Source organism: Cyclobacterium sediminis (assembly GCF_054781075.1).
The window spans coordinates 519,132-545,135 of sequence record NZ_BAAGVC010000003.1 but is presented as its reverse complement, the minus strand read 5'-3'; the positions used below and the strand labels follow the sequence as shown (position 1 = coordinate 545,135).

The 26,004-nt window shown below is 44.0% G+C and carries 26 protein-coding genes; 21 read left to right on the top strand and 5 right to left on the bottom strand.

The genetic code is table 11. The features are described from left to right. The first annotated feature begins 53 nt into the window (after positions 1-53). The 15 genes from ACYVHJ_RS04600 to ACYVHJ_RS04530 all read left to right on the top strand — a co-directional run bounded on the left by ACYVHJ_RS04600 (position 54) and on the right by ACYVHJ_RS04530 (position 17,003). A complete protein-coding gene (locus tag ACYVHJ_RS04600; RefSeq protein WP_460512949.1) occupies positions 54-494 on the top strand; it encodes a hypothetical protein in 441 nt (146 codons plus the stop codon). Between the two features lie 33 nt (positions 495-527). After that, complete coding sequence (locus tag ACYVHJ_RS04595) at positions 528-842, top strand: hypothetical protein (protein ID WP_460512947.1); 315 nt, start codon at positions 528-530, stop codon at positions 840-842. 28 nt (positions 843-870) lie between these two features. After that, the gene (locus ACYVHJ_RS04590) at positions 871-1,230 is read left to right on the top strand and encodes a hypothetical protein (RefSeq protein ID WP_460512945.1); all 360 of its coding nucleotides are present in this window, start codon (positions 871-873) and stop codon (positions 1,228-1,230) included. 9 nt (positions 1,231-1,239) lie between these two features. Beyond that, complete coding sequence (locus tag ACYVHJ_RS04585) at positions 1,240-1,515, top strand: hypothetical protein (protein ID WP_460512943.1); 276 nt, start codon at positions 1,240-1,242, stop codon at positions 1,513-1,515. Positions 1,516-1,621: 106 nt separating this feature from the next. Continuing rightward, positions 1,622-2,524, top strand: coding sequence for a hypothetical protein (locus ACYVHJ_RS04580; protein WP_460512941.1), 903 nt, complete (start codon positions 1,622-1,624; stop codon positions 2,522-2,524). Positions 2,525-2,607: 83 nt separating this feature from the next. Next, entirely contained in the window at positions 2,608-3,546 is a 939-nt protein-coding gene (locus tag ACYVHJ_RS04575) for a hypothetical protein (protein ID WP_460512939.1), read from the top strand. Then, the gene (locus tag ACYVHJ_RS04570) at positions 3,512-5,263 is read left to right on the top strand and encodes a hypothetical protein (protein ID WP_460512937.1); all 1,752 of its coding nucleotides are present in this window, start codon (positions 3,512-3,514) and stop codon (positions 5,261-5,263) included. The genes ACYVHJ_RS04575 and ACYVHJ_RS04570 overlap by 35 nt, the downstream gene beginning before the upstream one ends. A gap of 386 nt (positions 5,264-5,649) precedes the next feature. Beyond that, on the top strand, positions 5,650-7,026 hold the full coding sequence (locus tag ACYVHJ_RS04565; RefSeq protein WP_460512935.1) for a hypothetical protein: 1,377 nt from the start codon (positions 5,650-5,652) through the stop codon (positions 7,024-7,026). A gap of 220 nt (positions 7,027-7,246) precedes the next feature. Then, positions 7,247-8,263 (top strand): DUF6712 family protein, encoded by a 1,017-nt coding sequence (locus ACYVHJ_RS04560; protein ID WP_460512933.1) that lies wholly within the window; start codon positions 7,247-7,249, stop codon positions 8,261-8,263. After that, the gene (locus ACYVHJ_RS04555; RefSeq protein ID WP_460512931.1) at positions 8,260-9,177 is read left to right on the top strand and encodes a hypothetical protein; all 918 of its coding nucleotides are present in this window, start codon (positions 8,260-8,262) and stop codon (positions 9,175-9,177) included. The genes ACYVHJ_RS04560 and ACYVHJ_RS04555 overlap by 4 nt, the downstream gene beginning before the upstream one ends. Continuing rightward, positions 9,174-9,605: a hypothetical protein gene (locus tag ACYVHJ_RS04550; protein WP_460512929.1), complete on the top strand. Its 432-nt coding sequence runs from the start codon at positions 9,174-9,176 to the stop codon at positions 9,603-9,605. The genes ACYVHJ_RS04555 and ACYVHJ_RS04550 overlap by 4 nt, the downstream gene beginning before the upstream one ends. A 162-nt stretch (positions 9,606-9,767) precedes the next feature. Then, complete coding sequence (locus ACYVHJ_RS04545; RefSeq protein ID WP_460512928.1) at positions 9,768-10,040, top strand: hypothetical protein; 273 nt, start codon at positions 9,768-9,770, stop codon at positions 10,038-10,040. Between the two features lie 345 nt (positions 10,041-10,385). Beyond that, on the top strand, positions 10,386-10,763 hold the full coding sequence (locus tag ACYVHJ_RS04540; protein WP_460512926.1) for a hypothetical protein: 378 nt from the start codon (positions 10,386-10,388) through the stop codon (positions 10,761-10,763). Position 10,764: 1 nt separating this feature from the next. After that, complete coding sequence (locus ACYVHJ_RS04535) at positions 10,765-14,856, top strand: phage tail tape measure protein (RefSeq protein ID WP_460512924.1); 4,092 nt, start codon at positions 10,765-10,767, stop codon at positions 14,854-14,856. Continuing rightward, positions 14,856-17,003, top strand: coding sequence for a hypothetical protein (locus tag ACYVHJ_RS04530; protein WP_460512922.1), 2,148 nt, complete (start codon positions 14,856-14,858; stop codon positions 17,001-17,003). The genes ACYVHJ_RS04535 and ACYVHJ_RS04530 overlap by 1 nt, the downstream gene beginning before the upstream one ends. Before the next feature lie 159 nt (positions 17,004-17,162). Here ACYVHJ_RS04530 and ACYVHJ_RS04525 read toward each other — a convergent pair whose 3' ends face one another. The 4 genes from ACYVHJ_RS04525 to ACYVHJ_RS04510 all read right to left on the bottom strand — a co-directional run bounded on the left by ACYVHJ_RS04525 (position 17,163) and on the right by ACYVHJ_RS04510 (position 19,375). Then, positions 17,163-17,699, bottom strand: a complete 537-nt coding sequence (locus ACYVHJ_RS04525; RefSeq protein WP_460512920.1) for a hypothetical protein — start codon at positions 17,697-17,699, stop codon at positions 17,163-17,165. A gap of 12 nt (positions 17,700-17,711) precedes the next feature. Further along, positions 17,712-18,386, bottom strand: coding sequence for a DUF6904 family protein (locus tag ACYVHJ_RS04520; protein WP_460512918.1), 675 nt, complete (start codon positions 18,384-18,386; stop codon positions 17,712-17,714). Between the two features lie 75 nt (positions 18,387-18,461). Beyond that, positions 18,462-18,959: a hypothetical protein gene (locus ACYVHJ_RS04515; RefSeq protein WP_460512916.1), complete on the bottom strand. Its 498-nt coding sequence runs from the start codon at positions 18,957-18,959 to the stop codon at positions 18,462-18,464. A gap of 98 nt (positions 18,960-19,057) precedes the next feature. Beyond that, entirely contained in the window at positions 19,058-19,375 is a 318-nt protein-coding gene (locus ACYVHJ_RS04510) for a hypothetical protein (RefSeq protein ID WP_460512914.1), read from the bottom strand. A gap of 366 nt (positions 19,376-19,741) precedes the next feature. Here ACYVHJ_RS04510 and ACYVHJ_RS04505 point away from each other — a divergent pair, with 366 nt between their 5' ends. Genes ACYVHJ_RS04505 through ACYVHJ_RS04480 form a run of 6 tightly spaced genes read left to right on the top strand, consistent with a single transcriptional unit; the run spans position 19,742 to position 24,744 of the window. Next, positions 19,742-20,284, top strand: a complete 543-nt coding sequence (locus ACYVHJ_RS04505) for a phage holin family protein (protein WP_460512911.1) — start codon at positions 19,742-19,744, stop codon at positions 20,282-20,284. Further along, positions 20,232-20,657, top strand: a complete 426-nt coding sequence (locus ACYVHJ_RS04500; protein WP_460512909.1) for a DUF5675 family protein — start codon at positions 20,232-20,234, stop codon at positions 20,655-20,657. Before ACYVHJ_RS04505 ends, ACYVHJ_RS04500 begins: the two co-directional genes overlap by 53 nt. Beyond that, positions 20,654-21,157 carry a hypothetical protein gene (locus ACYVHJ_RS04495; protein WP_460512907.1) on the top strand — a complete coding sequence of 168 codons (504 nt, stop codon included), beginning with the start codon at positions 20,654-20,656 and terminating at the stop codon, positions 21,155-21,157. The genes ACYVHJ_RS04500 and ACYVHJ_RS04495 overlap by 4 nt, the downstream gene beginning before the upstream one ends. Position 21,158: 1 nt before the next feature. Beyond that, positions 21,159-23,432, top strand: a complete 2,274-nt coding sequence (locus tag ACYVHJ_RS04490) for a hypothetical protein (RefSeq protein ID WP_460512905.1) — start codon at positions 21,159-21,161, stop codon at positions 23,430-23,432. Further along, positions 23,429-24,289: a BspA family leucine-rich repeat surface protein gene (locus tag ACYVHJ_RS04485; protein WP_460512903.1), complete on the top strand. Its 861-nt coding sequence runs from the start codon at positions 23,429-23,431 to the stop codon at positions 24,287-24,289. The genes ACYVHJ_RS04490 and ACYVHJ_RS04485 overlap by 4 nt, the downstream gene beginning before the upstream one ends. After that, complete coding sequence (locus ACYVHJ_RS04480) at positions 24,286-24,744, top strand: hypothetical protein (protein ID WP_460512901.1); 459 nt, start codon at positions 24,286-24,288, stop codon at positions 24,742-24,744. Before ACYVHJ_RS04485 ends, ACYVHJ_RS04480 begins: the two co-directional genes overlap by 4 nt. On the opposite strand, the gene ACYVHJ_RS04475 is transcribed toward ACYVHJ_RS04480, so the two are convergent. Beyond that, entirely contained in the window at positions 24,741-25,955 is a 1,215-nt protein-coding gene (locus ACYVHJ_RS04475) for a site-specific integrase (RefSeq protein WP_460512899.1), read from the bottom strand. The genes ACYVHJ_RS04480 and ACYVHJ_RS04475 overlap by 4 nt on opposite strands. Between the last annotated feature and the right edge of the window lie 49 nt (positions 25,956-26,004).

Sequence of the window (26,004 nt, the reverse complement as noted above, 5' to 3'; positions counted from 1 at the left end):
TATTCCCGTACCGAGGGCGAAAAATAAATTTTCATTCTTAACAAAAAATAACGATGACAAACTTAACGACAATTTTCGACATTTACGAGCATCACCGTCAGGAAGATATCCTGCACAGACTAGTAGAAACCAAGGTCTACCTAAACGAAGGAGCCAAAGCCTTCGCCTCCAAGGTGAGGCCTATCGACACAGAAGAAAGCCAGGAGTTTGTGAGCAAGCTGGAGAAAGTGTTCACCTCCATGTCATCCGCCGGAAACCAGCAGTACCTGCTCAGCTGTGGCAGAAACTCCTTTTCCCTGGATTACCTGCTATCGAACTTTGACCCAACCACCGTCAAGTCCTACGCCAACGACATCAAGCTCCTCCTCACCACCCTACGCATGATCCTAAACGAACAAAACATCCACCAGTATCAGCGGCTCGCCGAGTTCTACGATTTTTTGTGTGCGGTGTTTGAGAGTATGGGAAGAGATAAAAAATCAGTGATGGAGTGATTTAGTGATCTGTGATAAAAAATAAATAGAAAAATGGGGATAATTAAAGAAGAAATCAGTCATCCAACTATTAATGATGTGGAAATTACAGTTGATGAACATGCAAAAGATGAACATCGTGAGCCTTACGATATTGTCAATCTTGATATCTCATTTGGCTCAATTTCCACCCCTGACGAATTAGTAGATCTTGGTAGATGGCTTATTGAACAAGGTCAACGTATTAAGAAACAATACACTTCAACTGGTAAGCCAAGGAAGAATGTATCAGACACTTACTGCAAGCACTGTAATGCTGATCCATGCAAAAGAAAAGGTGTAAATCCTTATCCGGGAGATGAAGAGTAAATCACCACATCACAAAATAAAAAAAGTCATGAATAGATTTATAAAATGGATACTGTTTAGTGTTGGTTTCGCGGGTATAATCCTGCCAATACATTTAGAAATATTTCGCTCGGTATGGGTTTGGATTTCAGTTTCGCTTATTATTGGATTTTTCGCCAATACATTGAATGAAATGCTACACATCCTAAGAAAAGAAGAGGTGAAAAAGGGCAGCGTTCCACGAATGCAGAATCCACCACCACCGCCAAAGCCTAAAGCAACGAAGGTCATAAAATGCCCAAACTGTGATTCATCGGATATATTTTCCGCAGTAGACAACAATCATCACTGCAAAAAATGCATGATGACATGGCACGGTAATCCCGACAATTTTGCACAGCTAGGCTAACTGTTATTTATGCGGAAACCATACAAGTCAAAGAAGCGTAGGGATGAATTTAAAGCTGCTTATGCAGAAATTGGTGAATTGAACCAAACCATAAATAACTACGAAATTGAGATTAGAACATTTATTTCTAATGCAGCTTTTGACGAAGCTATAATAAGACAACAAAGGGTTAATGAAATGAAATTACGATTATTAGAACTCGGAAAGTGTGGGTGGGATATTGAATACACCACGCCAATGGTTACAGGATTAGAAGTTAAAGTAACCACACCAGAGCTTAAATAATTGTTTATAACACCGAGATAAACCCCGTTTCAATGGGGTTTAATCGAATGTTAGGCTCACCAGATCACAGATCACCAAATCCCTCAATCATTAACAATTAATCATTATGAAAAAGTTAACAGCAAACAGTGTGTCAGGTGGTAAATCATCTGCTTACATAGCTGCTCATTATCCGAGTGATATTGAGATATTTTCATTAGTTTGTGCTGACGATTATAGGCTGTCTCATCCGGACAAAAAGTTGATGCAGATGGCAAATGACAGGTTGTCTAATTACACTGAAAGATGGGGTGAATTTATAGGGACAACAGAAGATCCGATTATAATTAAAACCATTTTTGATTTAGAGCAACATATAGGTAGGGAAATAGTTTGGGTTCGTGGTGAGTCATTTGATAGTATCATAGACAGAAAGTCAATGATACCTAATAAGCTGACAAGATTTTGCACCGATGAAATGAAGTTGAAACCAATATTTGAATATTTCTATCTAAATCACGACTTAGAAGCAATTCCATTAGAGACACCAAAATTCAGCAAGGAACGACCTTATTTATGTAAAAATCCAATTGAAATGAAAATTGGGTATAGGTATGATGAAAAAGAGAGATGTGATAGGTTCTCTACTGATTTTGAAATAGCTACTCAATGTGCCAATTATGGAGAGCATAAAATGAGAAATAAGATTTTCAAGAATTGGAGAACAGGAAGGTTTGACTTAGTAGATAATGGAATAACAGTATTTCCGGTTCAAAAATATTGGAAGGATAAAGATGTTGAATTTGCAATAGAGAGTAACTGCAATAATTGCTTTTGGAAGCCATGGCAAAAACTACAACAATTATATCACAGAAGGCCTGCTCTTAGAGACTGGACTAGATCAAAAGAAATAAAATTAGGGCATACTTTCCATTCCGATTTAAGCGTTGATCAGATTATCAATTTGCCTATTCAAACAGGGTTGTTCGATGTTGGATTCTATTGTAATTCCGGAAACTGCCATGATTGATCCAAATACCCGATCACTACATCACTACATCACCGATCATCGCTGTCCTTAGACCTCCCATTGCCTATTTGTATTTTTGATAAGTGGAAATAAACAACTACATATCGCTAGACGAAGAGCAACTGGGAGAACTGGAACAGCTCGCAGCACTGGGCTACAGTCCTGAGAAAATGGCCGTCTACTTCAAGAAAGACAAGGCCATGTTTGTGCAGGCTGCGCTGGATGTGAACAGTAATATCCACTACCACATAGAGAGAGGCAAGCTTATGTCTGTGGCCAAAGAGCAGATGGCCATGCTGGAAGGAGCTGAAGGTGGAGATGTGAAGAAGTCGCAGCAGCTCGCAGAGATCAGGAGGAGCAAGGGCTGGCAAATGTCAAAGATGGACATCTTTGGCGGTGGCATAGACAAGAAGCTCCTCCGGAAGCTTGAGGACTATATACAGGGAGGCAGTGTGAATGACCTCAAGAATGAGGAAAAGATCTACCTCGAAGCCCTCACGCTCTTCAACTCCATGAGTAGAAAATATGGGCGCAGGAACACCGTCAAGTTCTTTACCCGGGAGCCCTTCAATCTTCAGCACCGTCGAGCTTCTGAAATGTACGATGAGGCAGTGACCCTGTTCTATACCGACAGGAACATAGAAAAGAAAGCCCTCCGGAACATGTATGCAGACCGGATGGACGAAGCAGCACTGATCGTTCGTGACAATGCCGAGTCCTCCAAAGACTGGGATGTGTACGGCTCCCTGACAGAGAAAGCCTACAAAATGAGAGGTCTGGACAAGGAGGATCCGAAGAAAATGGACAAAGAAGCTTACCTCAAGCCGATCAGGTATTATAGCCTTGACTCCACCGTGGTAGGTCTTCCGGAGATCAACCGACAGGAGCTGGCTAGACAGATAGAAGCCTTGGAAATCCCTGAGCGAGAAAAATCACGCCTAAGGATGGAAGCCAAAATGGAACAAATCAAAATAGAAGACAGACTCAATGAGCTACAGAAAGAAGCCCAAGGCGGAGAGTAAAGGCGTAGACCGTGTGTTTGCGAACTGGCTCAGTCAGCTCTGCATGATGATCTTACCCAAGAGCCTGGCGATGATAGCAGGGCGTGGATCTTCCAAGACCACCGATATACAAGTAGAGCGCTTGATAGAAATGGTCTATGACATGCCCGGCGCCCCAGTGGCATGGGTAGCAGACACCTACGCCAACCTACAAAAGAACGTACTCCGAACAGTGAAAGAAGGGCTGAAAGCCAAGGGGATGATAGAGGATGTGCACTATGTGATAGGAAAGCGTCCACCTGAAATCAACCCCAGTGAACAGCCCGATCTACCGGCAGACATTAAGGAGCATTTCTGGAAACCCTATAATGATCTGGCAAGCTATAATCACACCTTTATATTCTTCACAGGCTTCAATATCACCTTTGGCTCCCTGGATCGTCCTGCATCCTTGGCCGGTGGTAACTATGTGCACGTTTTTGGCGATGAGGTGAAATACTTCCGAAAAGAAAGAATCCTCAACCTCCAAAAAGCCGTCCGTGGCATGCGCGTAAAATATGGTAACTCCGTGTTTTATCGGGGCCATACCTTCACCACAGATATGCCCAATGTGGACCACGTTGGGGAATATGACTGGATCTTGGAAAGAGGCAGTAGAATGAATACACCTGCACTGCTCCGGGTGCTCAAGACGGCCATAGTGGCAAACGAGGCTCTGGGCGAATACTATGCCGCCTGTGAAGACGGGGATACTGAAGAAATCATCAAGAAAAAACGCATCTGGCAACGATGGACAGAACGATGGACAGCCACCCGTCTGGTGAAAGAAGCTCAGCACATGTTCTACATCGCCAGCTCCTATGTGAATGTAGATATCCTTACGCCCGAGTGGTTTGAGGATGCATTCAGTGATGACTTCATAGACTCCAAGACCACCGTGCTCAGCCTCAAGCCCACACCTGAGACAGGGGAACTCTTCTATGCAAACCTTGGAGAAAGGCACTTCAATACCGATGGGACAGCTCCTGAGTGGGAAATGCGCTTTGGGCTACAGGATGAGGAAGATTGCAGGATCCTAAAGTACCATGACCGGAAGAAATCCATAGACATGGGTATGGACTTCGGGAACATGAACTCCATGACATTGGCCCAGGAGATAGGGAAATATTACCGCATCCAAAAATTTATCTACACCCTATCACCGGAGTGGATCAGAGAGCTTGCAGATAAGTTTTTGACCTTCTACAAGCCTCACAGGGAAAAGACCATCCACCTCTATTATGACAGATCTGCAAACAACTACAAGAAAGCCGGTCAGGATCTAGCCACACAGCTAAAGAATGCGCTGGAAAAAGACAATGAAGGGAAATCTACCGGCTGGAAAGTAATCCTAATGAGTGAAGGTCAGGGGAATATAGGCCAGGAAGAAGAGTATAATTTCATGATGGAACTATTCCAGGAGCATAACAGGAAGCTGCCAAAAGTGATAATCGATTACTTCCATTGCAAACCACTCAGGTCTTCCCTGCAACTAGCTAAAACCAAAAAGCGAACGGACAGAGGTCGAACAACACTGGGGAAAGACAAGAGCACCGAAAAGCTCCCCATCCACCGCCTACCCATGGAAAGCACCAACCCAACAGACAGCTTCAAATACCTAATGATGCGTAAGTCCTGGAGGCGTCACGTGCGAGGAGCCAGAAAACCGGAAGTGGGGAGTGCAAGCGTGAGAGGGTGATGTGATGTAGTGATCGGGTGATCTGTGAGATAATTAACAATTAAGCATTAACAACTACCCCCTCTCTTTGTCCTTTGCATACCTATCTGATCTTTCGAAATTAGCTTCATGGGGAAATTAACCGTATATGAGGCCATTAATCAGATGAGGGAGCTGTCCAAAGCGGGCGAAGCTTTTTCATTCTCCTTTATGTCGTATTCTGACAGCAAGCAGACCACAGAAGGTATCGTGGAAGTTCGCCGGGGAAGGCTTACCGCAAAGTCCGCAGAATCGGACATCAAAAACGCAGACCTTCTACAACCTTACACAGACCTGGACATCATGGAGCCTCGCAGGTTCTACATCCCCACGCTCATGACCTTTAACGGTCAAAAAACAAGATTGCTATGACTGAAATCGCTGAAAAAGTGCAAAAAGTAGGGAAAACCCGCCTCCTAAATACAGAAGCAGGTTCCTTTGTGATGGGACAGAACCCATTTTCGAACTTTGATGAGTTCGTAGGTCTTTCCAAAAACGTAGATTGGGAAGCAGATCCGGCCATAATTGGAGGCAGGAAGATTGTTCCTCACGGCGTGAACAATGACCTACCGGTGATTATCCGGGATATCATGGACAAAAATAACCTCGCACCGGGCATTTTGGAACGAGAAATGGGCCTTCTGTACGGGAATGGCCCGCAACTGTACAAAGTCATTTACAAAGACGGAAAAGTAAGCCGAGAATATGTAGAAGATCCTGAAATCCAGTCTTGGCTGGACACCTGGGACTACAAGCGATACATCGACATGGCCATGGTCGAGTACAAGTACATGAAAGGTGTATATGTGAAGCGAGTCCGTAACAGAGCCCCTCGTATAGGAGGTCAGGGGAAAATAAAGTACCTGGAAGTGATACCGGGAACCGACGCCAGGCTAGAATGGCCTGAGACAGGACCAAAGAGACTGGAATCCGTGAAACATATTTTGGTCGGAGACTTTCAGAACAATTGCCTGCATACAGGAATAACCAGCTACCCAAAATATGACCCTTGGAACCCCTTCAAGCATGGAATTTCCGTCGGTTATCACAACAAATACAGCTTTGGTCGGAACTTCTACAGCGTGCCTAGCTACTACGGTTCACTGAACTGGATCATGCGATCCTCAGACATTCCAGAAGTGCTGAAGTACCTCAGCGAAAACGGGATCACCTCAGCATTCCACATTCACAGTCCGGCAGGCTACTGGGAAGACAAGATGGAAAAGCTAGAAAAAATGTATCCGGAAAAAACAGAGGCGCAGATTGACAAGCTTCTGGAAGAGCAGAAAGACAAGACCTTTACCAAAATGGCTCAAGTGCTTACCGGAAAAAGGAATGCCGGAAAGTTCATAGAGACCGTGGACTTCTACGACGAAGACGGGAATAAAAATGAATGGAAAGTTGAGGCCATCGACCAGAAAATCAAAGATTTTGTAGAAAGCCAGGTGAAAATAGGTGAAAAAGCCGATTCAGCCACCACCTCAGGCATGGGCTTGCACCCTTCCCTGTCCAATATTATCGTAAATGGACAGCTCAGCTCCGGCTCTCAGATGCTCTATGCGTTGAACCTATATATGGCCAGTGACACCTCCATCCCCGAAGAAGTAGTATTTGAAGCCATCAATCAGGGAATAGCGAACAATTTTCCCGCCAAAAAACTAAAAATGGGCTTCTATCATGACGCCGTGATGAAAGAGCAGGAAGTAAACCCAGAAGACAGAGTAATTAATCAAGAAACCCCATAAATGATGTTTGAAAAGCAAATTTATTTCCGAGAAAACGCCTTACGAGGTTATTGTCATGTAAAAGTAAGGCTAGTAAGAAAGGCGAAAAACAAGGTTCTTAGATCGATTAAAGAGATTAAAGAAAAGGGATCATACACCCCGGCAGCAATATTAATTACAGCTTTTGCTGTATTGGTTGCACTGATTATTCTAGTGGATATTTACATTAAAATGCACCACAATGTTATTCAATAAAGACAATAATGGAGCTGTAGAACTCCGGGACCGTACCGGATCCTACTATGCAAACAATAAGTTTGATCGGATAGGAACCGATGTGATGCTAGCAGAGCGGGAAATGATCAAGCTAGTAGGGCAGGAGGTCTATGACCGGGCGCATGACCACTACCAAGGCAGCGAATACCAGCTAGAAAGCCCCAGCGCAGCGCAAAAGCTAAATGATGACCTAGTGCTAATACTCCAGATACCCATTGCTTATCGGGCTACTTATAACTACTACCAGTCGAACATCGTCTCGCATGAAGATGCAGGACGGAAAATGAAACTGGACCCGGAAAATGAAAAAATGCCATGGGAGTGGATGCTAGACAGAGATGACCGGGCACAAGTAAGCAAAGGGAACAAAACAACCGACATGCTACTCTCCTGGCTGGAAGAAAAGAGTATTCCCGAATGGATGGATAGCGAAAACCGGACAACCGCAAGGAGTCTGTTTGTGTACAACGAAGAGATTTTCCAAGATGCCTATCCTATTGATCAGTCACCAAGATTCTATTTCACCACACTTGCATGGAACAAAGAAGTGCAGGAGCGTGAAATCAAGAAAGCCCTGGGCGCCACTTATGCAGACTTGCTCGAATACCATATAGGGTTCACCACTGGAAGTGGTTCGGGAATGTCCGGCATCCCTTCAGAGGAAGACGAGGAAATGGAGGAGCTGCTTAAGCTAGTACAGAAAGCCATTCCATTGTTGGTAATGGTGAAGGCTGTTAAGCGACTATCCCTGCAGGTGCTTCCTGAGGGAGTGGTTCAGCAGTTCATGAGTGAAAGCCAAGGGAGAGGAGCCAGTCAGGCGGCATTGCTTGATGTGATCAAATACCAGGTGAAGCGATTAGAAGATGATGCTGAAGACATCTTTGATGATGTAAAGCTTTGGCTACAGCGGGCAGATCCCGAGTCCGGAGAATTTCAGCTACTTCCAAAAAACGAGGAGTCAAACAAGTATTTCCGCACATGAACAGGATCACGCTAAGCGAAAAAGGCATTGACATCGAAATCCCTTCCCACTGGGATGAGATGAATAAAAACCAATTGCTTTTCTGTATGAAGCAGGCGGTAATGTGTACCTCCGGGATAGTGAGTGTAGACGAAGCAAAAGTCAGGTGCTTCTATCATCTTGCAGATATTCAGCGAGACTATAAGAGTGTGGCTATAGAAAAGGTAATGAGTGAGGAGATAGTGCAGGAAAAGAACAGTAAAGCGCTATTACTTGCAGAGCAGCTGTGTGGGTTTATGTTCAAGGAAAATGAGCAAGGTCAAACAGAAATTAATTACGACACCATCTACAATCATTTTCCATTCCTGCTATCTGGAAAAGTAAAGCTTCATGGCCCGATGCATTTGTTTGCAGACTTGACCTTTGGAGAATTCAGAGCAGCTATAGAGGAGATGAAGGAATTCTTTCAGTCGAAGGAAAACAGTGATCTGAATAGGATGATGGCTTGCCTCTATCGGCCTGAGCGGTCAGATTATGACAAGGTCAAAAAAAGAGATGACTTTGACGGCAGCATAAGAGAACCTTTCAATCGAGCGAGGATTGGTATTAATGCAGACTATTTCAAACAAGTATCGCACGTAGTGAAAACTGCCATCTTGCTGTGGTTTACCTATATGGTGGATTATATACAGAAAGAAGATTTGGTGCTAGGAGGTGAAGAGGTTAATTTCTCAGGGATTTTTCAAGGCGGAGAATCTGAAGGAAGAAGACCTGCAGGTAGTGGATGGATAACAGTGCTACATCAAGTAGCTAAGCAAGGCCCTTTTGGCGATGCTGAGAAAACGGATAAAATGGGGCTGTTTGATGTACTGCTGTATATGAAAGACTGCCATGATCAAAATGAAGAACTTAAACGAAAATCACGCAAAAAATGATAGGTATCAAAGATTACAACTCGATTTGCGAAGGTTGGGTCAATGCAATTGACGGATTAGACGGGCATCACTTGGTAGCTCAGGACAACCATGCCGTGAACAGTTTGAGAGATCATAGAGGGATAAGGTTGGTGGCTGTCATACCTTCTGCTACTGCTTCCGGAAGTGATCCTTCAAGCATCTCAGACAATCACAGCATTCTACTATTCGTAATAAACAAAGGTTGGACAGGTCAAACTACAGAAGAGGAGCTCGATCAATATGCAAAAACACAGGAAATCATTTTGGCAATCAGGGAAAATATTTTGGAAAGCTTTGAAGAAGGTTGTGGCCCGTTTTGGCGATTGGATTCTGACAATATTTCCATCGATCCGGAATTCAATGTTTTCGGAGGATGGAACGGCTGGTCCATGTCATTGTTGTTCTAGTAAGTTTGAAAAGAATGCGTTTGATGGTAGAGTGATTGTAGAATCGTGTAGCGATTGTGGTAAAGTTAAATTTTTTCATATAGAGTGATTGCTCAGGATTTAGGGGTTTAGACTGGGTATGCGTATAGTGAAAACTATGCGCATTTTTTATATATTAGGGGTATGGAATCGAAGAAGGATAAAAATCCATTCAGTAAAAATGCCTACCATTTTCATAAGGTGATAGAAGGTTTTAATTGGTTGGTCGAAAAAAAGGCCGTTGTGATTGTAGAAAATAATTTTCTGATTTATAACGAGGTGCTTCCTTCGGATCCAGAGAAAAGAAAAGCATGGGTTAAAAATGCCTACATCTACGCACGATTAAAATTGAATTTACCAGAAGGAGTAGACATTAACATTAAGGATATTGAAACTGGAGGATTGATTGAACCATGATTTTTTAGTTTGTCCAAAAATAATGTCACAACAGGCGAATGTCTTCTGATCTCTTATGATTGGAAGACATTTTTAATTATAAGCTACTGGTTAAAAGCTGATTACCTCGTTTTTTAGGCTGAAATAAGCCCTTCTATTTTACTATTTTTTCATTAAAAACCTGAAAATCAGACAGATAAAACAATATTTTTATATTCGTTTTTAACTCGGTGAAAATCGAGCCCGACTCCGCCCTAGATCCTTAATGCAATTGCAAATGACCTTTTTGAAATGGAGATATGAGGAAGGGGCTGTCCTTTACCTTGACAGGATGTTCATTTAGCTTAGTATCTAAATGATAATGCTGTGAACGATTCTATCATAAAAAAAGAGTTTGTGCGGATGATTCTGAAAGAGGAAGCACAAAGGCTAGACAGAAACCAAGGGATTCAAATGAGGAAGCTATTGCAATTCCACACAGGTGACATTGAGAGGGACCGTAGCTTCACAGTCACTCAAGATGACAGCATGGACGGTAAGCTATCGTTCAGGCATAAGGCCTATGAAAGATTCCTTGACCTGAAGAAGAAGCCTCGGATATCAAATGGAAATAAGATAAAGAGGAAGAACTACCCCATCCACAACAAATATGTGTTTGGCCATTACTATGTAATAGCCAATAGGTTGATGGTAGATCTCACCAATGATGTAGCTGAGGGAATCAAACATAAAATGGAACAATAGGATGGGAAAGAAACTAAGAGATGAAGACCTTGTCCTTAACATAATCGTAAATGGCGATAAAGGGAAAAAAGAGATTGGAGCCCTTGAGAGAGCTATCAAAGACACGACTGCAGAGTTAAGTGCATTGGAGAGCCAGGAGAAAAATCTTCGTTTATCAGGAAAAAAGAACACTGAACAGTACAAGGCTGTCACAGCTGCAATCAAACAAAAGAACGACGCTCTAGTCCTATCAGAGGCTAGGCTGAAATCACTCAAACAAGGCCTTGATCTTAACAGCATGTCTCTTCGGGATCTAAGGTCTGAAATGAATCGAATTTCTAGATTGAGGAATATCGCTGATCCAGGCAGCAAGAATTGGCAAAAACACGATGCTCAATTAAAAATTGTCTCAGATAGATACAGACATGTCAGAGCACAGTCAGAGCTCACTGGTAACTCTATCCAAAGCATGTCCTCAAAAGCTACCAGAGCCATAGGCGCAATTGCTGCCTCTGTCACTACTGTTATTGCAGCTTTTTCCGGTATAAGGAAAGCAACGGACATGTTTGCTGCATTTGATGACCAGGTGGCTGAGGTGATGAAAACAACCGGGTTGCTGAAAGAAGAGGTTCTCGAAATAGATCAAAACCTTCGAAACTTTGATACCAGATCTTCTCAGGAGGAATTGCTTGGTCTTGGCCGTGTAGCCGGTAAGCTAGGGATCGACATGCAAGAAGATGTCGAAGGCTTCATCCGTGCAGCTGATCAAATCGGGGTCGCTCTTTCTGAAGATCTTGGAGGAGATGTGGAGAAAGCGATCAATGACGTTGGTAAGCTTGTCGACATTTTTGGTCAAACAGAAGAATTTGGCATCGAGCAAGCTCTCCTAAAAACAGGATCTGCAATAAACGAACTTGGAGCTTCTTCTACTGCAAATGAAGCCTATTTAGTTGATTTCACAAAACGCCTGGGCGGTGTGGCCCCGGCTGCCAATATAGCCATTTCCGACATCCTTGGACTTGGAGCTACCTTGGACCAGTTCGGGCAAAGCGTAGAAACTTCCGGAACGGCCATGTCTCAGCTTATTGTCAACATGTTTGATGATACGGCCAATTACGCCAAGATAGCAGGCATGGAGGTTAGTGATTTCACTAAGCTTTTGGAGACAGATGCAAACGAAGCACTTATCACCCTACTTGAGGCGGTCAAAGGAAACGATTCCAGCATGACCGCCCTTGTGGGGAGACTTAAAGAGCTGGGAATCGATGGCGCCAGGGCTACTCAGGTAGTATCTGTTTTGTCTACCAATACGGAGACACTTAGAGAACAGCAAATCCTGGCAAACCAAGCTTTCGAAGAAGGGAATTCCATTTCAGACGAATTCGCCATCAAAAACGAGACAGCAGCTGCAAAACTCGAAAAAGCAAGAAACCAGGTCAACCTGCTTTGGGTAGACCTTGGTCAAAAGCTCTTCCCAGTCATCACAGCAGGGAATCAGATTTTCTCCACCTTCCTATCCACCATCATTACACTTATCGGATTCATTCAGGAAAACTGGAAAATCATCTCAGCCCTTACTGCTGCCATCGTTACTTACAACGCAGCGCTATTCATCACCAACACCTACACCAAGATTGCAATTGTACAATCAAAGCTGAAGGTATTCTGGGACAATGCAATGAGAGCGTCTACTTTGCTTGCTGCTGCTGCTCAGGCATTGTTTGCAGGGAATATTACTCGTGCTACTGCTGCAATGAAAATTTTTAATTCTGTTTCAAAAGTAAATCCCTGGGTTGCTCTTGCTTCTGTCATCATTGGTGCAGGTGTAGCCATCTACCAATTTTCCAAACAACTCACTTCTGCTGAAAAGGCTCAGCGTAAGCTCAACGACGTGCAATTGCAAGCTGAGAAAGCAATTGTTCGTGAGAAAATAGAGATGGAACAATTGCTTGCAGTAGCCCGAGACAAGACCAAGTCTGATGAGGAACGATTGAAAGCAATTGAAGCGCTTCAAAAATTATCTCCAAAATACCTGAGTAATCTTTCCCTGGAAACAATCAACACCAAGGAATCCAAGGCTGCTACGGACGCTTACATTGAAAGTCTTCTCAAAAAAGCTTCTGTACAGGCTGCGGAAGATGAACTCGTAGAGCTTCAGAAAAAGAGACTGGAAGCCATGAAGACCGGGCAGGCTGAGGAGCTGAGCCTATGGCAAAAAACCAAATTGGCAGTATTAGCAGCTGCGAATGATCAATCGCTTGTTAATGATGTTCGTGAGCAGTACAGAAAAGAGAACAGGGAAGCAATGGAGGCTGACTTCCAAGCACAGGAGGAACTTCTTACTGGTTTCATCCAAAAAAATCGTGACCTAAATGAAAAATTAAAGCCCGTCACCGAAGAGGATGATACTACCACCACTACAACTACGATTACTACAAATGGAGGATCAAAACCCAAAACCAATTCCAAATCAAGCCTAGAAAAGCAACTCCAACAGCAAGCTGAATACCGTCAAAAAATCATCGACGGTCAAAAATCTCTCGTAGAGCAGGAAAAACTCGCTTATGAGGAAAGGCTTAGGCAAGCTGGAATCTATGGCAAAGATGTCACAGAGCTAACAGCTGAGGAAAACACCGTCCGGGAAGCCCTTCAGGAGCAATATTACAACAATATCAATCAGCTGGATGCTGAGGCGGTTGAAGGCTTTATCCAAAACAATCAATCGAGGTTCGAACGAGAGCTGCAGCAGCTCCGCACGCTCAACAATGAGAAGTACAAGGAGATCAAAACCCTCGAAGATGCCAAAGCACTCCTTCAGGATGATCTTTCCCAGGAAGCACTGGACGGCCTCAAAAACCTACGCCAGGCACAAAAGGAAGTAGACAAGAAATTCATCCGTGATGAGGAGCAGATGGTCAAGGAACATTTGCAGGGCCTCATGGCTCAGCTCAATTCCCTTATGGCTGGTGGTGAGGTCGAAGGCCTCGACCTTGCAGACAAGTTGCTCTCTGATGAGGAGCGTCAAGTCCTTGCTGATCGAATTGCAGATGTCAAGGAACAGCTCAGTGAGCTTGGGCTTAAGTCCGGCACTGAGATAGCAGAGGACGAAGGCCTTAGAAATTCAGGTGTCGATGTCTTGGGCTTCTCTGCTGAGGACTGGGATGCTTTCTATACCAGGCTTGAGGGTGGCAAGACCCGAATGGACGACATTGCCCAGGCTGCCAATGCGCTTGGGCAGATATGGACGCAATACAATGAATTCAAAGCGGCAAGTGAACGCAAGGAACTGCAAGAATACAAGCAGGTCAATGATCAGAAACAAGCAGCGCTCAAGAAACGACTAGACCAAGGGGTTATCTCTCAGGACGAATACAACGAACAGATTGATGAACTCAATCTGCAATTAGACAAGAAGACGGCGGTTCATGAGCGTAATCAGGCGAAGCGTGAGCGCAATGTTGCGCTTATGGCCGCTATCGTCAACACTGCCCAGGCTGTTACTTCCGCACTCACAGCGGGGCCGGTCATGGGGCCTATCCTCGCAGGTATCATCGGAGGCATGGGCTTATTGCAAATCGCCAAAATCCGTAACGAACCGCTTCCGGAGATCCCCGGCGCTGAGGAGGGCGGTTATTTGGATGTGGTCCGTGCCCAGGACAAAAAGATGTTCCGCTCTCGTGGTTTCATCAGTTCGGGATTCGTAGACAAGCCAAAGGTTTTGGTTGGTGAAAATGGAACGGAATTCGTCGCCAATAATGAAGCCTACCAGAACCCAACCATCCGTCCGGTACTCGATGCCATCGACACCGCACAGCGAAACGGCACCATTTCCTCTATCAACCTGGAAAAGGTTATGGCCCGCCGTATGGAGCTCTTCACGCTTCCGGGCAGACAGCAGGGCGGTTATTCCCGGCCAAAAAATCCGGCACCTACTCCCGCTCCTCAGCCTGATCCGGAGGTAATGGATCTCATCAAGAGAAACAATGACCTCATGAACAGCCTAAACAAGCAAATAAGCAAGGGTATCCGTGCAGACGTCAGCCTATTGGGCAAGCGTGGATTCTATGAAGCTGAAAAAGACTATGACGAAATCATTCAAAACACAGACCTCTAATGCTTAAGATGTTACTCAAGGGCGTTCCGGTTAATTATAGCCCGGATATCGCTCTCAATCTCATATATGAGAATCCTTTCTTCTACAATGATCGGATTCCATCCACTCATTCGCTTAACTTTGAGCTACCGGCTACCAAGCACAATCTCAACCTATTCCTGCATCCAAACAGGATCAACACTTACGGCGCTTTCAAGGAATACGATGGTTTCGATATCTATTTCTCCACCGTCAAGATTCTCACAGGTGTACTTGTAGTTCAGGAATTCGAGAAGAACATAAAGTGCTTTTTTCGTGGCTCTGTCATCACAGATGAAATGCGAAAATCCCTCCCTGATGTAGAGATGGAGCAGTTCAATTTTGGCGGGGAGAGGGATTCTCACGACTTCTACTCCACAGATTTTTATGGATATTTCTATAGGGAAACCATCCAAGGCACATTATCCAATCCGGACGCCAAGTTCGTAGCCCCGCCCGTAGCCATCAAGGATGTCAAGTGGCCAAGGCTCACCAATCAGGCCGTGGTGCCGGACTGGGGAGGAAATCTGGCCGCCAATCTTATGTATTTCAATTTCTTCAACGCCAGGGATGAGGAGTACATGCTTTTTGATGATGTCAATACAGCCCACACCATCGTTTTCCCTGCCGCCAAAATTTGGTACATCTTTGACCATTTCTTTGGAAATAGCCTGGACCAAAATCCATTCGCCTCCGGAGACCTTAAGCGACTTACGCTCCTTAGTACTTTTCATCCACGCTGGAAAGAAAAGATGGGCTACAGTGGTTACCAGTCCATGCTGCTCGATGTGTACCCTACGGATCTGTATGAAGATGAAGGCTATTTCTATCTCAATTCCTTCCTTCCTCAGCTCCCTGCAAATGACCTGATCAAAGAATCCCTCAAGCTTATCTGTCATTCGCTCTATCCTGCCGGCAATCGCTTCCGGGTTAGGTCCAATGAAGACGTACTCGCAGGTACCGATTCGGTCAACTGGTCTGCAAAACAGATGGGCAGGCTTACCCTATCCGATCAGGAAGGGCAAACCTACGTGTATGGTTATACAGAAGCTGTTCCAGAGGTAAACCCTTCAGATTACGACAATGTCGTCGGGACCATCCACCAAATGTTCCAGTATCCCATGGGGACTGAGGAAGATCTTGAGATATATGTCACATCCACCCAGGAGGCGTACAAGAAAACACTCCTGGAAAAAGCCAATTCCGGAACTCCCGACAGGTTCAGTTATGAACTGATAGGCTCAGCCATGGGCAAAGGGGAAGGCACCTCCGGCTTTGAGATGAAATCAAACATGGTGCCGGTCACCATGACCATTGGTGAATACTGGGCAGATCATTACGACGAATCAGGTATCAAGTTTGGTTCATGGTATGTTCCGGTTTGGGAGGGTGACAGGCTCGTTCGTCCGGACAAGCTTTATATAGGGCTTTTTCACGGACTGCAAGACACACACACCGAACTGCCCGGAGGTTCCGAAAGCGATCCTAACAAGTACCCGCTCATGGCTCCGCATAACTACAATGCATATGGAGAGCGTCAGGGAGGGCTCTCCCTGGAGTGGGAGGGGCCATACGGCTTGATTAATCTGTACCATCGTGCCTACATGAATTACATGCAGGCCAAAAAGAAAAAGGTAAGCAGTCTATTCACGCTCAGCGCTCTGGATATCAAAAACATGGACATGAGCAAAAAAGTCCACCTGCGGGGCGTCAACTTCCTTATCGAAAAGATCGAGCTTACCATCCGTCAGCGCAAGATAGAGCCGGCATCCATAGACCTTATCGAATCAGATATCGAGGGGATCTTTGATGGACATGAATCCGCCGACAGTTCCGGAGGAGGCATAGGTCCTGAGCTTGGTGACTGCTACACCATAGAGATAGACACTGAAGTATTCGATACCGAAGCCCAAACCCTCACCATCCAGAGACAGCGACCGGGAGCAGAGCAGGAAGAAAGGCCATGGACTTCCTATTTCTACACCCAAACAGGTTTCACTATCACCGTCTCCATTTGTTCCGTCACCGCCCCGGTACTCAAAGTAGACGGCATTCTCATAGATCCCATCCTCGGAGTCACCGTCACCACCGGCGGCACCTGCTCCTCTGATGCTACTTGTTTAAGTTAACAGAAAAAATAAATTTTAATTAAATATTCATTGCATGAAAACTTTCTTAATAATTCAAATGTCATATATTGGCACCCAATTAATTTACGCTTTGTCTGGTTCGAAGGTCATAGGACGTATTACTATAATTATAGGCATAATTCTCATAGTGAAAGCAATTCAAATTTGCTTTTCTCTTAATCGTCGCTGAAGACTCTTATCTATCTGGTCTACACCTAAATCCATTCGCATAGCGTCCAGTAATTCAAATAATTTGTTATGCATTAATTTTTCTTTCTCGAGAATCAAGCTTCCGTCAAAATAATAAGCTTCAATTACCATTCTAGTAGCATACAATGAAAAATCATTCAAGATGTTAAGGATTTTCTCAGGAAGAAGCAATCCGTAATCTTTTTGAAGTGAAAGGTGTAAATTCATCCCTAGATGTAATAATGGACCTATGTTTTTACCATGAAATTCCTGCCATTCTTCTTCTGTTTTAATTTTATGAATTGCATCAAAAGGATATGATGAATAATCAAGTTTTTTTGATATGTCATAAACTCTATCTATAATAGATTGGTAGGTTGAAAGCTTCTTTTCAAATAAGGTGTCTTCAAACTTGCGTTTCCGCTCAGATATAAATGCTTTATAAATAAAAATACTGTTTACAACTAATGCTAGAATATTTAGGCTGTCAATTATTAGATCGTCCATTATTGTATTTTTTTACCATTCAATCTCGTAATTAATGTGATCATCAATTAATTCCAAATCCGCAATCTCACAGCGCATTCCTTTTGCTTCCGATTCTAGAAAGTTCGTATAGTCTTTGTATTCCTCAGAGTGAGAAACTCCACGATTTAATAATTCAGGTAACTTTCTAAAGTTTAGTTTACCTCCGCCAAGTTTAATGTAATCTATATTTATACTTCTCATAAACTGGTAAATGTATTCGTTCCCAGAATAAATTCCATCGTCTATGAATTTCTTTAATTTTTTTGCCCCAACTTCGTCATAAGTATTCATAGCCTTCTCTGTCCAAAATTCTAGAAGTAAAATAGTAGCAATATCAAATTTACTTTTCTCATAGAAACGCATATTATATTTCCAGGCATGTAAAGAAAAAATTAAATGCACCCAAGATATTTGACAGCCTAAATGTTCGATCTTATCGAAATGGAAATGGCTATTGTTTCTTTTCAATCTACTTCCCTCATAGGCTTTTCTAAGCTCAAACGAAAACCCACTTAATAACTTATCTCTAGATTCAAAACCAATATCATTATCCCGGTTTTCATCATTCCAAAACTTTGAAAGGACCGTGTATACATTAATAAAATCCTCATATGGCCCCCATAATTCTACTCCTATTCCTTTTTTTGTCGGTATGATATAAAACATATTGATAGGCCTCTAAATTTCATTACAATAAATAAATATAAAAACTTAAATTATTTTTTTAAAAAAGTCCTCGGGTCACTCCCTTACAGCTATCACCAAATAAACACTCAAATAAGACCCGTCATATTCTATTTTATGGATAAGGGCTTTGTGATTTTGAGAAATCAACTCGTTAGCTTCATCCAGATCTTTTTCAGCTATATATCCAATTCTTTCCTCATTGTGATGTACTGCGATGGCTTGACCGGAATAAGGGTTGTTTTTCTCTGGTATTAATTCCAGATCATCATATTCATCACAATTCTCTAAAATGTAACTTTTCCTCACTCGTGTATGAACACCCTTTACTTCAAATTGAATGAAAGTTTCAAACCGATTACCATCGCCTTCTTTTAATTCTTCCGATAAGGCACGGGTGGGCTTTGTTTCTTCCATGTCAGCATCTATTTGTCTGGATGCCTGTGTGTAATAATCATTTGTCAAATTCCTTTTAGGTTTACGAGTAGAAAGTATAAGTAGGACTGCAAATACAAAACCTAAAAATAAGATCCCAAATACGATGTATGCCTCCATTTTTCTAACAATTAAAAATTAAAAAAAGCCCATCCCTCACAGGACAGGCTTCCCTAATATCACAGATCACCAGATCACCAGATCACCAGATCACCAAATCACTCTCTCACCCGATCACTCATCCTCCGCATCTGTTCTATCATCTGCTCCTGCGTCACCTCTATCCCCTCATTGTACTTCTCACCGATCACAAACAGCCGGTAATAGTGCTCTGAGATAACTGTTAGCCTCGTCAGGTCGTCCTCGTCTATGATCGACTGCAGCGGTGCATTGCATGCGTAGGCCGCTATTAGCCGATTGATTAGCATCATTTGCTGAGTAGATGAGCCATTGTAGGCCATCAGCTTTTCTGTGGCCCGCCCATAAGCCATCAGTCTTTTCTTTTTTCCGTTTGCTTTTACACTTGCTTTTGTCATGGTAATAGGTATTTATAAGGGCCCCGACGGCTGACAAAAACAAGTAACGTACATGGTACGAATTGAAGATACCGCTCCTAACGGCCCCGCCGGGACTTGTCTTGATTCGAAATTTAGTTTGATTAATACGCATGTAAATAAGCACTTGTTTTTGTCACTTCAAATCTACCAAAAACAATATTCCTATCCTGCGATGAATTTCATCCCGTGTCTATCGCAAAGTTAGCACAGTCATTGCATTACTATATACTAATAAGAAGGTAGACATTCATTCTGTCCTTTGTCTCGCTACACTCATCAGCTAAATTAGTTTCAATTTAAAACGGCACCGCTATGGCTCAGGCTATTCCACAAACACACAGAATTATGAATCTCCACGTGATGCAGCAGACGAAGGGAATTCTGGTAGACCTACTGGACAAAGGGAAGTGGGCCATCATCACCGCTCCCATCTTCCTATTCTTTCAAACTTACATTTTCAATGATTTCGATTACCTCATGTGGCTGGCTGTCCTGGTCAGTCTGGACACCGTCCTGGGTTTTGGTCTGGCCATTTGTCGCCGGGAAGTGGAAAAAGAAAAATTTGGCGACATCCTCATCAAGATGATCGTCTACAGCTCCTGTCTGGTAGTAGGCCACGTCTTAGAAAACTTCACCGTCTCCGGACGTACCATGACAGGGGGTGAATACCTCAAGTTTATTATCTACATCGCAATCCTCATAAAAGAAGCCATTTCAGTCCTTACCAATGCCGGTAAAGTCTCCAAGAAACTGGTACCGGTCTTTATTCTTAAGAGACTCAAGGGATTTAACGAAACAGGAGACCTTACACAACTCACACAGAACTTCACCAGTGATGAAAAAAAACCAGAACAACACCCTCATTCTGATCAGAGAACAGGTATCTGACAAGCAGATCCTTGGCAAGCTGTCTATTCAAGACGAATTCAACAGCACTGTTTTTTCCTGCCACAGCCTTGAGCTTCCCTGGAGAGGCAATCAGAGAAACATTTCCTGCATTCCGGAGGGTGTCTATCAGGTTCGGAAGCGCAGAAGTGACGCCTTTGGCACTCACTTCCACATCTTAGATGTTCCAAATCGGGATTTCATCCTTATCCATGAAGCCAATCACGTGCATGAGCTCAGGGGATGCATAGCAGTAGGAAACAAGCTGATGGACATAGATGGAGACCATCTCCCGGACGTGATAAATTCCATCAAGACCAAAAACAAATTGATCAGCTTACTTCCGGACCAGTTTAAAATCATAATCTCATCATGAGAATAATCTTCATTATATCGCTCATATACGGCTTTCTGTCCTGTACCACCCAAAAAGCCATCAAAAGATCACAAGATCACTCCATCACCACATCACAACATCACCAAATCCAAAGCCATGAACAAGCAAATCAAACCACGGGGCGTATCGATCAGGAACGTATCCGACTCGACTACTCCCAATCCTTCATTGATATTGTTCCCAGGGGAACTTTCAGAATTTCAGCTGATGGCAGCTTTGAGGGCGAAGCATCTAATGTTAGGATCCATCATCGGGATAGCTCCAGACAGGAAGATCAAACCAAAGTAGACCTTACCAGCTCAGACAGCAGCGCATCATTTGCACAGCTAGACAGCGCCGCATCAGACGAAAGCTCTTCCGATGACCTGGAAAGGGAGGTCAGTCGAAAGCCAGACTTTTGGCTATACATAGGCATTGCCGTCGCTGCGCTTATCATCATAGCAGGTCTCCGGTTTTTCCCAAAATTCAAATTATTCTAGCATGGCCATCACTGTCACACAAGCTCCTTCAGCACTCTGTTTTGCCGGAAATATCCCGGACATACTCCTCACCACATCTGACCCGGGCCATGATGTCACCATCTCCATGGATGGAAATGACATTTTGGAGGAGTACTACGTTGCAGATGCAGATGGTAAGATCAGCATCACGCTCAAGCAGCTTATAGAAAAGCAACTCAGTGTCCATATTCCGGATGCAGATCTATACCAGCAAGCAGACGCAGTCGCAGACATTGTTTGTGATATTGACGGCACAGAGGTAGCTTTCAGAGCCATCAAGGGAGGCGTGGACAGAAAAAATCTGGACACATCAAATTTCCTCACCCTCAACTGGCTCACCTGGCAGCCACAGACCAAAAATGTCAAATATTTTGATCCCGAATACCTGACCTATTACGCACAGGCAGCCCTTAGTGTCAAGGTAAAAGGGTACTTCCAAGATGGAACAGACACCACCATTACGGCATACACCCTCCCCGCAGATCAGCTCACCACGGTTAATGTAACCTTTGACAAGATTCACGCCCTCTTTGAAGAGCAGCCCCTGTATTTTGATGTATGGGTAGATGATGGAGACGATGGGGAAAATACCTGGTACCAGCGGTATGTGCTCACAGATTCTTTTTTTGAATACAATGACCTTTTTGTCTTCGAAAACAGCCTTGGAGCCATTGATACCATTCGCTTCACGGGCAAGAAAACACTGCTCAACAGTCAGCAGTTTGATTCCGGACTCTTCTTTGATGAGTTCGAGCACGAATACGAAGTCAATCCGGACAAGGCCTACGAAAAGAATACAGGCTACTTCCGTAGCAGAAAGCAGCTTTTTTGGTCTCAGGATTTCTTTTCCTCTTTGCAAAAGTACCACCTTGATGGCACCGAGCTCAAGCGGATCCTTACCCGTGAGCCCAGCTTTGAGGCTGCGCAATATGACCTTATCGCATTTGATTTCACCTTCGTATACACCCGACAAGTCATCTACCTCGATTGGATAGAAGAGCAGCCCTCCAATGTCCTCGTTATCGTTGGACCTAGCCAGGAGCTGTATTACCTTGTTCCTCGCATGTGGCTCTTCCCTATACTGGAAGATCCCACAGGAGCCATATTCCCGGTGCAAGTCACCGGAGAGCAAGATTGGTACGGGCTTACCTTTTCCACCATTCTTGAGTTTCTCAGGGAGGAATTGGAGATCCCTACCACAGACCGCATCATCAGCCCCGGTACATTTGTTATAAATAGCGACATATCCGGCACCCTCACCGGAGCTTCATGGGTTCGTAACGGTGTAACTTATTCCTACACCGGTCCCGTAGTACTCACCACCACTCCGGACGATCCCGACAGCAGATTTGATATCATCTACACCCAGCCATCCAGCACAGTAGGTTATGAGGACGGCGAAGCGGACGAAGATCCTATCATCCCAAACCCTCCCTCCGGAGAAATGGTACTGCATGAGATTCTCCGGCTAAACACAGGTGAAAACATCATTACACCAATAGACGAAGAAGATCCAGAAACCAAAAGCCAGACAGGCCGTCAGGACCAGTATTCTCTTATATGGAGGCAAACCCTTCAGCAAAACACCTACTATGATTTCAAGCTTTCTTTCGTAGGATGGGCATCCAGTTACACGCAGTTTGACGCCCGACCGCTCAATGGCATGCTATTGGTCAATTTCGTCACCGGCGCATCCGATACCGAGATAGATCCAGACAGGATCAGCATCCAGACCAGAGACATCAGTACCAAGTCTGGAGACTTCGTTATCGTCCAGACTTCCAGTAATCAGGCATCCATCTACGTCCGCAAGACCGCCTATTTCCAAACCGTTACTTTCAACTACCTCGGAGTCAGAACCACCTCCGTCAAAGAGGATAGCTTCATCAACAATCAAGGGTACAGCACCCTTCCGGCAGGTGATGCTTACCACTCCTGGAACGGCAAGTCCTACATCCCATCCACCGGCAACACCGTCAAATTTGACAAGCCACGAGCCTATGGACTATCAGGCACACCCATCACAGGAAACCTCACCATCGCCACCGCCTACGCAGACGACAGCAACATGGCCAAAGTGCTCCACAACGACAGCACCGAGCCTACCATTTCCGTCCCAGCAGGCGTCACTAAGCGATTGCTGTCTGGCGAATATTTTGAAGACATAGATAATTTCTTCCTCTTCATCATAGATATAGATGACTCAGGAGATGTGAAAGCAATTAATTACACTATTAGTCAAAATGATCTATGAGAACTGTTAATCATTTTTTCAGGTCAACCCTATCCGCTCAACAAACCCCATTCATTTCCGAATGGAACACAGAGAACACAAGTAGTGGAAGTTCGCCATCTTCAACTATACAGTTACCTCTAAGATCTTCAGGGGTAGGTTATAATCTATGGGTAGACTGGGGTGATGGGAATCATAGCAGAATCACTTCATTTGATGATGATAATGCAACGCATACTTATAGCTCAGGAGGGGTATATACTATCAAGATTTATGGTAAAATACATGACTTCCGCTTTGGGAATACTAGGGATAGATTGAAACTTTTAAACATATCACAGTGGGGAAAATGTTCATTTCTTGGAACATCTGCTTTTTATGGCTGCGAAAATCTTCAATTGTCGGCTTCTGATGTACCTGATTTGAGTAGGTATAATCTAATTCTTGTGGACATGTTTAGAGGGTGTACTGCTTTCACGGGATCTCCTTCAATGAATGACTGGGATGTATCTAATCAGACATCAGCGTTACGTTGCTTTTTTGTCTGCGAAAATTTCAATGCTTCGATTAACAATTGGGACACATCCTTATTTTCCTCCTTTGTAAATATGCTCAATAGATGTTATGCTTTTAATCAAGATGTCTCCGGACTTTCTTTTGAAAGCGCTATCTCCTGTCTAGGTTTTATGAATAATACAACTTCTTTTTCTACGACAAATTATGATTTATTTCTCAATTCCCTTGCTGGACAATCGCTCAATAGCAATGTAGATCTCACAATGGGAGACGTGGAGTACTCTGCATCAGCTGCCGCTTCTAGGGCTTCAATAATAACTAACTATAACTGGACAATTACCGACGGAGGACAAACATCATGAATTCACTATCCAACCCTACAAAAATAGAACACAGACACTCTGACTACCTCATTAAGTTAGTACATGACAAGCTGGAGATTGACAAAGACCTCGAAATGCGAGCCCATATCCGGCTTGAGTTCTGGACCAAGGATGAAAACGGAGACTTTGACCAGCCTGTGCTGTCTGTCATTGCAAGTGATCCCACGCTCTCAGAATCGCAAAAGAAAAATGATTCGGAAGTATTCAAGACCCGCATCTGGTCCAGCACCACCCGGGGATCCAGGGTAGATCCCGAGACAGGCGAATTCGTCTTTCCTGACGAAAATGGCCAATACCCGGCCGGTAGTATTACCCAGCTGGAATATTGGCAGAACCTCCCTGCAGCAGCTTTCCCCGGAGACACACTAGCTGCTAAGGTGTACAGCGCACTTGTGGCTAACATGCAGGAAGTTTATGATTTGCAGAACATCTAGCCCTGCATTAGTCGCATTTGCTCAAAGGTTTCTTTTTCTTCTGTATGCCCATAGATCATCGTAGTGGTTATTTTTGAATGACCAAGCAGATCTTGCAAGTTCTGCACCTTCCCACCTCTTCTGAGGAAATCAGTCGCAAAAGTATGCCTGGCCACATGAGTGGTCAGGTTTTTTCTTATCCGGCATTTCAGCGCTATATCCTTCAAGACCCTATTCGTAGGTTGCATGGCCATGGTGTTAAAAAGTTTCCCCTTCTCATTTTCTATCAAATCAAAAGCATCATCCACCAATAGGATCCTCACACGCTTCTCAATGTTCCTGGTCTTATAAGGTTCAAAATCCAAAACATCCCCCTCTATCTCCCGCCAGGTCACCCGCTCTATGTCAGAAAACCTCAGCCCCGTTTTGCACGAAAACAAAAACTGCCTAAGTACCCGCTTCTCAGAAGGCTTGATTTCATCACTCTCATAGTAGCGGTTCAGTCGCTCCATTTCTTCCACCGTCAAGAACACCACCCTGGACTTCCCGGAAGGGAGAGAAAACTTCGCCACACTGTCTATGTTCACCGCTATTCCCGCCTCATGCGCGGCCCTCACATATACCTTCACCGTCTTCAGGATCGCTCCCACGGTGTTAAGTTTGTAACCCTGTACATTCTTAAGCCAAGCCTGCAAGTTTTCCAGAAAAGTATAATCAATGTCCGAAAACTTAATTTCAGACTTCCATTTTCGAATGTTCTTAAGATTAGAGAGGGAATTTTTGCGCGTCTGCAGAGCTATTTTGTTGAGGGAAAACCGCTCTTCTATTTCCAGCTCAGCCCAGTCCAGAAAATTCTTCTTAGCCCCATACCGGGCAAATTCCTTCAAAAACTGCTCAATCGTCAGCTCAAAGTCAGAGTGTCGATAATACATGAAGATCTCATTGATCTTCGAAACCTCCTTTTTCACCAGCATATTATAGTCCAGCGCCTCCTGGTCATTGCGCTTCCTTTCCAGGAACAGACCGGACTTTCTATCAAAAAAATCAAGATCCCAACTCACGCCGAGAGGGATGGTAGTTCGCTTTGAGTTGATGATTACCTGTAGGTACACAGGAGCCAGCCCATTTTTGTTTGGGCGGTCAGATCGGATGCGGCACAATACACTAGCCCGCATGTGACCAATTTTCTTTGTGTGAAAAAAAGGCGACATGCGGACCCGTGAAAGTCCCATTGTAGTAAGTTTGGACACTTTGTGTGATTTTTGTGTGAAACAAAAAACC

Bases quoted from the DNA above. Each gene is read 5' to 3' on its own strand.
- ACYVHJ_RS04600 (WP_460512949.1), top strand. From the start codon at position 54: ATGACAAACTTAACGACAATTTTCGACATTTACGAGCATCACCGTCAG.
- ACYVHJ_RS04595 (WP_460512947.1), top strand. From the start codon at position 528: ATGGGGATAATTAAAGAAGAAATCAGTCATCCAACTATTAATGATGTG.
- ACYVHJ_RS04590 (WP_460512945.1), top strand. From the start codon at position 871: ATGAATAGATTTATAAAATGGATACTGTTTAGTGTTGGTTTCGCGGGT.
- ACYVHJ_RS04585 (WP_460512943.1), top strand. From the start codon at position 1,240: ATGCGGAAACCATACAAGTCAAAGAAGCGTAGGGATGAATTTAAAGCT.
- ACYVHJ_RS04580 (WP_460512941.1), top strand. From the start codon at position 1,622: ATGAAAAAGTTAACAGCAAACAGTGTGTCAGGTGGTAAATCATCTGCT.
- ACYVHJ_RS04570 (WP_460512937.1), top strand. From the start codon at position 3,512: ATGAGCTACAGAAAGAAGCCCAAGGCGGAGAGTAAAGGCGTAGACCGT.
- ACYVHJ_RS04565 (WP_460512935.1), top strand. From the start codon at position 5,650: ATGACTGAAATCGCTGAAAAAGTGCAAAAAGTAGGGAAAACCCGCCTC.
- ACYVHJ_RS04560 (WP_460512933.1), top strand. From the start codon at position 7,247: ATGTTATTCAATAAAGACAATAATGGAGCTGTAGAACTCCGGGACCGT.
- ACYVHJ_RS04555 (WP_460512931.1), top strand. From the start codon at position 8,260: ATGAACAGGATCACGCTAAGCGAAAAAGGCATTGACATCGAAATCCCT.
- ACYVHJ_RS04550 (WP_460512929.1), top strand. From the start codon at position 9,174: ATGATAGGTATCAAAGATTACAACTCGATTTGCGAAGGTTGGGTCAAT.
- ACYVHJ_RS04545 (WP_460512928.1), top strand. From the start codon at position 9,768: ATGGAATCGAAGAAGGATAAAAATCCATTCAGTAAAAATGCCTACCAT.
- ACYVHJ_RS04535 (WP_460512924.1), top strand. From the start codon at position 10,765: ATGGGAAAGAAACTAAGAGATGAAGACCTTGTCCTTAACATAATCGTA.
- ACYVHJ_RS04530 (WP_460512922.1), top strand. From the start codon at position 14,856: ATGCTTAAGATGTTACTCAAGGGCGTTCCGGTTAATTATAGCCCGGAT.
- ACYVHJ_RS04525 (WP_460512920.1), bottom strand. From the start codon at position 17,699: ATGGACGATCTAATAATTGACAGCCTAAATATTCTAGCATTAGTTGTA.
- ACYVHJ_RS04520 (WP_460512918.1), bottom strand. From the start codon at position 18,386: ATGTTTTATATCATACCGACAAAAAAAGGAATAGGAGTAGAATTATGG.
- ACYVHJ_RS04515 (WP_460512916.1), bottom strand. From the start codon at position 18,959: ATGGAGGCATACATCGTATTTGGGATCTTATTTTTAGGTTTTGTATTT.
- ACYVHJ_RS04510 (WP_460512914.1), bottom strand. From the start codon at position 19,375: ATGACAAAAGCAAGTGTAAAAGCAAACGGAAAAAAGAAAAGACTGATG.
- ACYVHJ_RS04505 (WP_460512911.1), top strand. From the start codon at position 19,742: ATGAATCTCCACGTGATGCAGCAGACGAAGGGAATTCTGGTAGACCTA.
- ACYVHJ_RS04500 (WP_460512909.1), top strand. From the start codon at position 20,232: ATGAAAAAAAACCAGAACAACACCCTCATTCTGATCAGAGAACAGGTA.
- ACYVHJ_RS04495 (WP_460512907.1), top strand. From the start codon at position 20,654: ATGAGAATAATCTTCATTATATCGCTCATATACGGCTTTCTGTCCTGT.
- ACYVHJ_RS04490 (WP_460512905.1), top strand. From the start codon at position 21,159: ATGGCCATCACTGTCACACAAGCTCCTTCAGCACTCTGTTTTGCCGGA.
- ACYVHJ_RS04485 (WP_460512903.1), top strand. From the start codon at position 23,429: ATGAGAACTGTTAATCATTTTTTCAGGTCAACCCTATCCGCTCAACAA.
- ACYVHJ_RS04480 (WP_460512901.1), top strand. From the start codon at position 24,286: ATGAATTCACTATCCAACCCTACAAAAATAGAACACAGACACTCTGAC.
- ACYVHJ_RS04475 (WP_460512899.1), bottom strand. From the start codon at position 25,955: ATGGGACTTTCACGGGTCCGCATGTCGCCTTTTTTTCACACAAAGAAA.